Raw genomic sequence first — 7,894 nt, 5'->3', positions numbered from 1 at the left:
ATTAATAACTGTTTATTCGTAATGAATTTACTGTCAGTCACTCTTCAAGACTTTTTTATATCGTTTGCCGATATTGTCTTGTGAGTGCCCACACAGATTGTCTGATTAAATTGTTAAAGAGCAGTGCGCTGTGGCCTGAGCCGCTAACGCGAGGTGGCGTATATTACGCGTTCCTCTTGCAGAGTCAACGTTTATTTTAACCGTTTTCCCTTTCTTCTTCACCGGCTAGTATGTGATTTACTTCACAGCGCCGTGTCGATGGAGGCGCATTATAGGGGGCCGATTCAGAAGCGCAAGCAAATATCTCGAACTTTCTACTGTTTGCGCAACTTTCATTCATCTGGTCGATTAAATGCGCTTTTTTATCCACTGCGGTAATTCAGCCAGGCTATTGATAATGCCATCAGCCAGAGATTCCCCCAGTTCGGTTATCGGTTTGCCGGTACGCACCAGAATTTTTGTCCCTACGCCTGCGGCAACCGCGGCCTGCATATCTTCTACTTTATCGCCAACCATATAGGACGCGGCCATATCGATATTCAGATGACGCTGTGCGGAAAGCAGCATTCCGGGCTCGGGTTTTCGACAGTCACAAACCTGTCGATACTCTTCACTGCCTTGATCGGGATGATGCGGGCAGAAATAGATGCCATCCAAATCCACGCCACGATCGGCCAGAGACCAATCCATCCACTCCGTCAGTTGCATAAACTGATCTTCAGTAAACTTACCGCGGGCAATACCTGATTGATTGGTCACCAACACTAACGCGAACCCCATGTTTTTTAGTTCGCGCATGCCATCAATGACGCCCTCAATAAATTGGAATTGATCGATTTCATGTACATAACCATGATCGATATTGATCGTACCGTCACGATCAAGAAAAACTGCTGGAACACTTTGTGCCACTTACTTTGCTCCCGATGGCGTAAATTGTCGGTTAGTATCGCATGTTTTTATTGCCAGAGAGAATGTTCAGGTAATGACGATCCCAATTGACTCGGACGTCTAGACTCCCTAACATCCAACTACTATTTCTGATGGAATAAAATCGGATTTATCCAGCCATAGGCGCTTACAATAAAAAATATGATTGAACTTTCTAATATTACCAAGGTTTTCCAGCAAAACGGTCAAGCAATTACCGCCCTTGCGGATGTCAGCCTTCATGTTCCCGCCGGGCAAATCTATGGCGTCATCGGCGCATCAGGCGCAGGCAAAAGCACGCTGATTCGGTGCGTCAATTTACTGGAGCGCCCAACCGAAGGTTCGGTGCTGGTTGATGGACAGGAGCTGACTCAGCTTTCAGAAAGCCAGTTGACTCAGGCTCGTCGTCAGATCGGGATGATTTTTCAACATTTTAATTTGCTCTCCTCCCGCACGGTTTTTGGCAATATCGCCCTGCCGCTTGAACTTGATAACACCCCAAAAGCAGAGATTACGCGCCGGGTAAACGAATTACTGGATTTAGTCGATTTGTCAGACAAGCACGACGCTTATCCAGCCAACCTGTCCGGCGGACAAAAGCAGCGGGTGGCTATCGCCCGGGCATTGGCCAGTAATCCAAAAGTTTTATTATGCGACGAAGCAACCAGCGCACTGGATCCCGCGACAACCCGCTCCATTCTGGCGTTACTCAAAGATATCAACCGCCGGCTGAATCTGACGATTCTATTGATCACTCACGAAATGGATGTGGTAAAGCGCATTTGCGATCAGGTTGCGGTAATCAGCGGCGGACGTCTGATTGAGCAGGACACGGTAGGACAACTATTTTCGCATCCCAAAACCCCCTTGGCGCAGAAATTCATTCAGTCAACGCTGCATCTGGACATCCCCGACGACTATGTTGCCCGTCTGACGCCGACGCAGCGGGAAGGCAGCGTGCCGTTGTTGCGTATGGAATTCACCGGCCAGTCCGTGGATGCCCCGCTGCTGTCTGAAGTCGCCCGGCGTTTCAACATCAATAACAATATTATCAGCGCGCAAATGGATTACGCCGGCGGCGTTAAATTCGGCATCATGCTGGCGGAAATGCACGGGCAGGAAGCGGATACGTCGGCGGCGATACAATTTCTACAGGATCACCATACAAATGTTGAGGTGTTAGGTTATGTCTGAAGCCATGATGTGGCTAATGGCCCGCGGCGTGTGGGAAACCGTGGCAATGACATTGGTTTCCGGCTTTTTTGGTTTTGTACTGGGTTTGCCGGTCGGCGTGCTGCTTTACACCACCCGGCCGGGGCAAATTATCGCCAACCCTAAACTTTACCGGAGTCTTTCCGCCCTGGTGAATATTTTCCGCTCCATACCTTTTATTATTCTGCTGGTCTGGATGATCCCCTTTACCCGCATCATCGTCGGCACATCCATCGGTCTGCAAGCGGCGATCGTTCCGCTCACCGTCGGCGCCGCGCCTTTTATCGCCCGCATGGTCGAGAACGCCCTGCTGGAAATTCCAACCGGCCTGATTGAAGCGTCGCGAGCGATGGGCGCCACCCCCATGCAAATCATCAGGAAAATACTGTTGCCGGAAGCGCTGCCGGGCCTGATTAATGCCGCAACCATCACGCTTATCACGCTGGTAGGCTATTCTGCTATGGGCGGAGCCGTTGGCGCCGGGGGCTTAGGTCAAATTGGTTATCAGTATGGTTATATTGGTTATAACGCGACGGTCATGAATACGGTATTAATATTGCTGGTTATTCTGGTTTATCTGATTCAATTCTGCGGCGATCGGATAGTAAAAGCCGTCACGCATAAGTAAGCGTTAAAACATGCATGGGCTGTCTACGCCCATGCCATAAAGACTTTATATAGGGGTAAGGATATGGCGATTAAATTGAAATCCATTGCGACCATCGGCGCATTGATCGGCGCGCTGGCGTTGGCGGGATGTGGTCAGGAAGAGAAAGATCCGAATCATATTAAAGTGGGCGTCATCGTTGGCGCGGAGCAACAAGTCGCCGAAGTGGCTCAAAAAGTTGCAAAAGATAAATACGGTTTGGATGTCGAGTTAGTCACGTTTAATGATTATGTGCTGCCCAATGAAGCATTGAGCAAAGGCGATATCGATCTGAATGCTTTCCAGCACAAACCTTATCTGGATCAACAAATTAAAGATCGTGGTTATAAGTTGGTCTCCGTTGGCAACAGCTTCGTTTACCCCATTGCCGGTTATTCAAAGAAAATAAACGCGCTGGATGAGTTGCAGGATGGCGCTCAGGTCGCGCTGCCAAACGATCCGACCAATCTGGGCCGCTCTTTGCTGCTGCTGCAAAAAGTCGGGCTGATTAAACTGAAAGACAATGTCGGCCTGTTACCGACTGTTCTGGATGTGACTGAAAATCCCAAAAATCTTAAGCTGGTCGAGTTGGAAGCACCGCAGTTGCCACGCTCACTGGATGATGCGCAGATCGCATTGGCTATCATCAACACCACTTATGCCAGCCAAATTAACCTGACGCCCACCAAAGATGGTTTATTTGTCGAAGAAAAAGATTCTCCTTATGTGAATCTGCTGGTTTCACGCGAAGATAATAAAGACGCTGAAAATGTGAAAAAATTCGTTCAGGCTTATCAATCAGATGAAGTGAACGAAGCGGCCAACAAAATCTTTAACGGCGGTGCGGTTAAAGGCTGGTAAGTTCGTTATTATCACTTTTGTAAAATATATCACTGAGACGGGCTACGGCCCGTCTTGTTATTTGTGCAATAGCTTGCTTCAATATCCGCTCTTTAAAGAAAAAGCAGAGGAAATTTTATGCGCGCTCTACCTCTTATGCTGTTGGCAATATCGCTGACAGGATGTTCCCTATTGCAGAAGTCCCCAGCTCCCGAGCCTCGACAGCCCGTCAATGAATCAAAAAACGAGCTGGTTACCAAACCCAAGCCGGTTCCTCGTCCTGCAACGCCCGCAGTATTATATAAAAGCGCTGAAGAACTGGTGGGCAAACCGTTCCGCGATATGGGCGAAGTCTCCGGCTCATCTTGTCAGGTAAGCGCTCAGGACGCGCCGCCAAACCTGGCCAATGCCCGTAAAAGAATGCAGAATCGCGCATCCGCCATGAAAGCCAACGCCGTTCTGCTTCATGAATGCCAGATTATCAGCGAAGTCGCCGGCTGCTATCGTCAGGCCGTCTGTCAGGGCACGGCATTGAAAGTTTCTGCTCAATGAGCCAATTTGTTTTCAATCAGATCGGTGTTATCCGCTCGCCCTATAAAGAAAAATTCGCCATTCCGCGGCAGCCGGGGCTGATTGAAGACGGTGGAGGAGAACTCCGGTTATTACCGCCCTATAACCAGGCGGAATGCGTGCGCGGGCTCGCTGAATTCAGCCATATTTGGATCCTGTTCATTTTCCATCAAACGATGGAAAGCGGCTGGCGTCCCACCGTTCGTCCTCCTCGATTAGGCGGGAATGCGCGCATGGGCGTTTTTGCCACACGTTCGACTTTCCGGCCCAATCCCGTCGGCATGTCGTTGGTTGAGTTGAAAAAGATCCATGCCAAAGGAAACGCGGTAACGCTGGAACTGGGAAGCCTCGATCTTGTCGACGGAACGCCAGTTATTGATATCAAGCCCTATCTGCCCTTTGCCGAAAGTCAGCCTCACGCACTGGCTGGTTTTGCACAGTCGCCCCCACGCGCCGAAATGGCGGTGGTTTTCTCCTCTTTGGCGGAACAGCAAATGATCGGATATCAGGGAAAATATCCCCATTTAAGACGTTTCATTACCCAGGTTTTGGCTCAGGATCCGCGCCCGGCTTATCGCAAAGACGAGGATATCGAGCGGGAATATGCCGTTTCACTGCTGGAATTCAATGTGCGCTGGCGGGTGTCTGCGCAACGCACCGAAGTGTTATGTCTCGAAACAATCGCTGCTCGAAAGCCGGCAGCCAGGGACAACCCGCCATAAAAAACGTTTTTTAACCACGCTTACGACGCCTGCGGCCATAAAATTCTTCTGACTCTCTTTTGACGAACGGCCCACACTGATAAACTAAGCCACTTTTTATGTCTTCGGCTGCACCGCAGCCTGATGCCATTTTTCGTTCTGACGGAACTTAAAACACCATGCGTACTAGCCAATATCTGCTCTCCACCCTGAAGGAGACGCCTGCCGATGCGGAAGTTATCAGCCATCAGCTGATGCTCCGGGCCGGAATGATCCGCAAACTGGCCTCCGGCCTTTATACCTGGTTGCCAACGGGCTTACGGGTTCTGAAAAAAGTTGAAGCCATCGTGCGCGAAGAAATGAACAATGCCGGCGCGATCGAAGTGTCGATGCCCGTCGTTCAACCGGCGGATCTTTGGGTGGAAAGCGGTCGTTGGGAAGAATACGGCCCAGAGCTGCTACGCTTTGTCGATCGCGGAGAACGCCCATTCGTGCTCGGTCCAACGCATGAAGAAGTCATCACCGATTTGATTCGTAATGAAATCAGTTCATATAAACAATTGCCGTTGAATTTTTTCCAGATTCAAACCAAATTCCGTGATGAAGTCCGGCCTCGCTTCGGCGTGATGCGCTCCCGCGAGTTCCTGATGAAAGACGCCTACTCTTTCCATACTTCACAGGAATCATTGCAGGCGACATACGATGCGATGTACGCCGCTTACAGTAAGATATTCAGCCGTATGGATCTGGATTTCAGAGCCGTTCAGGCTGATACCGGCTCTATCGGCGGTAATGCTTCCCATGAATTCCAGGTGCTGGCGGCCAGCGGTGAAGACGATATCGTTTTCTCTACCGGTTCCGACTATGCCGCGAATATTGAATTGGCAGAGGCCGTTGCTCCACAGTTAGGCCGTGCTGAAGCAACCGAAGAACTTCGTCTGGTTGATACGCCGAATGCCAAAACCATCGCTGAACTGGTGGAGCAATTCAAACTGCCGGTTGAGAAAACGGTGAAAACGCTGTTGGTGAAAGCGACGGAGGAGAGCGGTCATAAACTGGTTGCTTTGCTGGTACGCGGCGATCATGAGCTGAATGAAGTCAAAGCTGAAAAACTCGCCATGGTCGCCAGTCCGCTGACATTTGCCACGGAAGAAGAGATCCGGGCGATGGTGGGCGCAGGCCCAGGTTCATTAGGGCCGGTTAATTTACCGATCCCCGTCGTGATTGACCGCACCGTTGCGGCAATCAGTGATTTTGGCGCCGGCGCCAATATTGATGGCAAGCACTATTTCGGCATCAACTGGGGACGTGATGTCGCTCTGCCGCTGGTTGCGGATATTCGCAACGTTGTGGAGGGAGATACCAGCCCGGATGGAAAAGGCACGCTGCAAATTAAACGCGGTATTGAAGTCGGCCATATTTTCCAATTGGGCAGCAAATATTCTGAGGCCCTGAAAGCCACGGTGCAGGGAGAAGACGGGCGTAACCAGACGCTGCTGATGGGCTGCTATGGCATCGGCGTCACCCGTGTCGTGGCCGCCGCCATTGAGCAAAACCACGATGACCGCGGCATTATCTGGCCTGATGCTATCGCCCCTTTCCACGTGGCGATTTTGCCGATGAACATGCACAAATCTTTCCGCGTGAAAGAAGTCGCTGAAGATATCTATCAGCAATTACGGGCAAAAGGTATCGAAGTGCTGCTGGATGATCGAAAAGAGCGTCCGGGCGTGATGTTTGCCGATATGGAGTTGATTGGCGTACCGCACACCATCGTGATCGGCGACCGTAATCTGGACAATGAAGAGATTGAATATAAAAACCGCCGCGGCGGTGAAAAGCAAATGATTAAAACCAGCGAAATCATCGATTTTCTGCTGACAAATATTGTTCGCTAAGTTTCACGTCGTCAGGCCTTTCCTTCGGGAAGGGCCAAAAAAGTAATAAAAAAATGGTGGGTTTCCCCACCATTTTTTTTCGCCAGCATCTTGCGGCAGAAATTACTCACGGAACAGCTCTTCAATATCCAGCCCTTGCACCTGCAAGATCTCCCGCAAACGACGCAGGCCTTCTACCTGAATCTGCCGGACACGTTCACGCGTCAGTCCGATTTCCCGTCCGACATCTTCCAATGTCGCGGCTTCGTATCCCAACAGACCAAAACGACGAGCCAGCACTTCACGCTGCTTAGCGTTCAGTTCAAACAACCACTTAACGATATTCTGCTTCATATCGTTATCTTGAGTGGTGTTTTCCGGACCGTTGTCTTTTTCATCCGCCAGGATATCCAACAGCGCTTTTTCCGAATCTCCGCCCAGCGGGGTATCAACGGAAGTGATGCGCTCATTCAGACGCAGCATACGATTAACATCATCAACCGGCTTGTCGAGCTGTTCGGCAATTTCTTCCGCGCTCGGCTCATGATCCAGTTTATGAGAAAGTTCGCGTGCTGTACGCAGGTAGACATTCAGCTCTTTAACGATATGGATTGGCAAGCGGATAGTCCGGGTTTGGTTCATAATTGCCCGTTCTATCGTCTGCCGGATCCACCATGTGGCGTAAGTTGAAAAGCGGAACCCTTTTTCCGGATCAAATTTTTCAACTGCGCGGATCAGACCAAGATTTCCCTCTTCGATCAGATCCAACAACGCCAGCCCCCGATTGTTGTAACGGCGGGCAATTTTTACCACCAGACGCAAGTTACTCTCAATCATCCGACGGCGCGACGGGGTATCGCCACGCAACGCGCGTCGGGCAAAATAAACCTCTTCTTCAGCGGTTAAAAGCGGTGAGTAGCCAATTTCTCCCAGATAGAGTTGTGTCGCGTCTAAAACACGCTGTGGGATCCCTTGCGCTAATAACTCTTCGTCAGTCGAGTCATTATCACTGGTTTCTTCCTCTGCCAGCGCTTTGTCGTCAAAAACGTCAAGTCCATTCTCTTCGAAATCAGCATCTTCATGTAACTCGTTAACTTTCAGCGTGCTTTGGCTCATAA

The 7,894-nt window shown here is 50.3% G+C and carries 8 protein-coding genes; 6 read left to right on the top strand and 2 right to left on the bottom strand.

Translation table 11 applies throughout. The features are described from left to right. Nucleotides 1-348 precede the first annotated feature (348 nt). On the bottom strand, nucleotides 349-912 hold the full coding sequence (gene gmhB / locus HOY33_RS16565) for a D-glycero-beta-D-manno-heptose 1,7-bisphosphate 7-phosphatase (RefSeq protein ID WP_172291245.1): 564 nt from the start codon (nucleotides 910-912) through the stop codon (nucleotides 349-351). A gap of 180 nt (nucleotides 913-1,092) precedes the next feature. Between gmhB and metN the strand changes: the two genes are divergently transcribed. The 6 genes from metN to proS all read left to right on the top strand — a co-directional run bounded on the left by metN (nucleotide 1,093) and on the right by proS (nucleotide 6,797). Further along, complete coding sequence (gene metN, locus HOY33_RS16560; RefSeq protein ID WP_172291244.1) at nucleotides 1,093-2,124, top strand: methionine ABC transporter ATP-binding protein MetN; 1,032 nt, start codon at nucleotides 1,093-1,095, stop codon at nucleotides 2,122-2,124. Next, on the top strand, nucleotides 2,117-2,770 hold the full coding sequence (locus HOY33_RS16555) for a methionine ABC transporter permease MetI (protein ID WP_172291243.1): 654 nt from the start codon (nucleotides 2,117-2,119) through the stop codon (nucleotides 2,768-2,770). The genes metN and HOY33_RS16555 overlap by 8 nt, the downstream gene beginning before the upstream one ends. Before the next feature lie 63 nt (nucleotides 2,771-2,833). Continuing rightward, a complete protein-coding gene (locus HOY33_RS16550) occupies nucleotides 2,834-3,649 on the top strand; it encodes a MetQ/NlpA family lipoprotein (RefSeq protein ID WP_172291242.1) in 816 nt (271 codons plus the stop codon). Between the two features lie 117 nt (nucleotides 3,650-3,766). Then, nucleotides 3,767-4,180 carry an Rcs stress response system protein RcsF gene (rcsF, locus tag HOY33_RS16545; protein WP_172291241.1) on the top strand — a complete coding sequence of 138 codons (414 nt, stop codon included), beginning with the start codon at nucleotides 3,767-3,769 and terminating at the stop codon, nucleotides 4,178-4,180. Next, nucleotides 4,177-4,920 (top strand): tRNA (N6-threonylcarbamoyladenosine(37)-N6)-methyltransferase TrmO, encoded by a 744-nt coding sequence (gene tsaA / locus HOY33_RS16540; RefSeq protein WP_172291240.1) that lies wholly within the window; start codon nucleotides 4,177-4,179, stop codon nucleotides 4,918-4,920. Before rcsF ends, tsaA begins: the two co-directional genes overlap by 4 nt. A gap of 158 nt (nucleotides 4,921-5,078) precedes the next feature. Continuing rightward, a complete protein-coding gene (proS, locus tag HOY33_RS16535; RefSeq protein ID WP_172291239.1) occupies nucleotides 5,079-6,797 on the top strand; it encodes a proline--tRNA ligase in 1,719 nt (572 codons plus the stop codon). A gap of 102 nt (nucleotides 6,798-6,899) precedes the next feature. On the opposite strand, the gene rpoS is transcribed toward proS, so the two are convergent. Further along, nucleotides 6,900-7,892: an RNA polymerase sigma factor RpoS gene (gene rpoS / locus HOY33_RS16530; RefSeq protein ID WP_172291238.1), complete on the bottom strand. Its 993-nt coding sequence runs from the start codon at nucleotides 7,890-7,892 to the stop codon at nucleotides 6,900-6,902. Nucleotides 7,893-7,894 lie beyond the last annotated feature (2 nt).

This window comes from Brenneria sp. hezel4-2-4 (assembly GCF_013155275.1).
In the GTDB taxonomy this organism is placed as follows: domain Bacteria; phylum Pseudomonadota; class Gammaproteobacteria; order Enterobacterales; family Enterobacteriaceae; genus Brenneria.
The sequence above is the reverse complement of the archived record's forward strand: the minus strand, read 5'-3'. Positions and strand labels throughout refer to the sequence as shown.

Coding starts and splice junctions, on each gene's coding strand:
- metN (WP_172291244.1), top strand. CDS start 1,093: ATGATTGAACTTTCTAATATTACCAAGGTTTTCCAGCAAAACGGTCAA.
- HOY33_RS16550 (WP_172291242.1), top strand. CDS start 2,834: ATGGCGATTAAATTGAAATCCATTGCGACCATCGGCGCATTGATCGGC.
- HOY33_RS16555 (WP_172291243.1), top strand. CDS start 2,117: ATGTCTGAAGCCATGATGTGGCTAATGGCCCGCGGCGTGTGGGAAACC.
- rcsF (WP_172291241.1), top strand. CDS start 3,767: ATGCGCGCTCTACCTCTTATGCTGTTGGCAATATCGCTGACAGGATGT.
- proS (WP_172291239.1), top strand. CDS start 5,079: ATGCGTACTAGCCAATATCTGCTCTCCACCCTGAAGGAGACGCCTGCC.
- rpoS (WP_172291238.1), bottom strand. CDS start 7,892: ATGAGCCAAAGCACGCTGAAAGTTAACGAGTTACATGAAGATGCTGAT.
- tsaA (WP_172291240.1), top strand. CDS start 4,177: ATGAGCCAATTTGTTTTCAATCAGATCGGTGTTATCCGCTCGCCCTAT.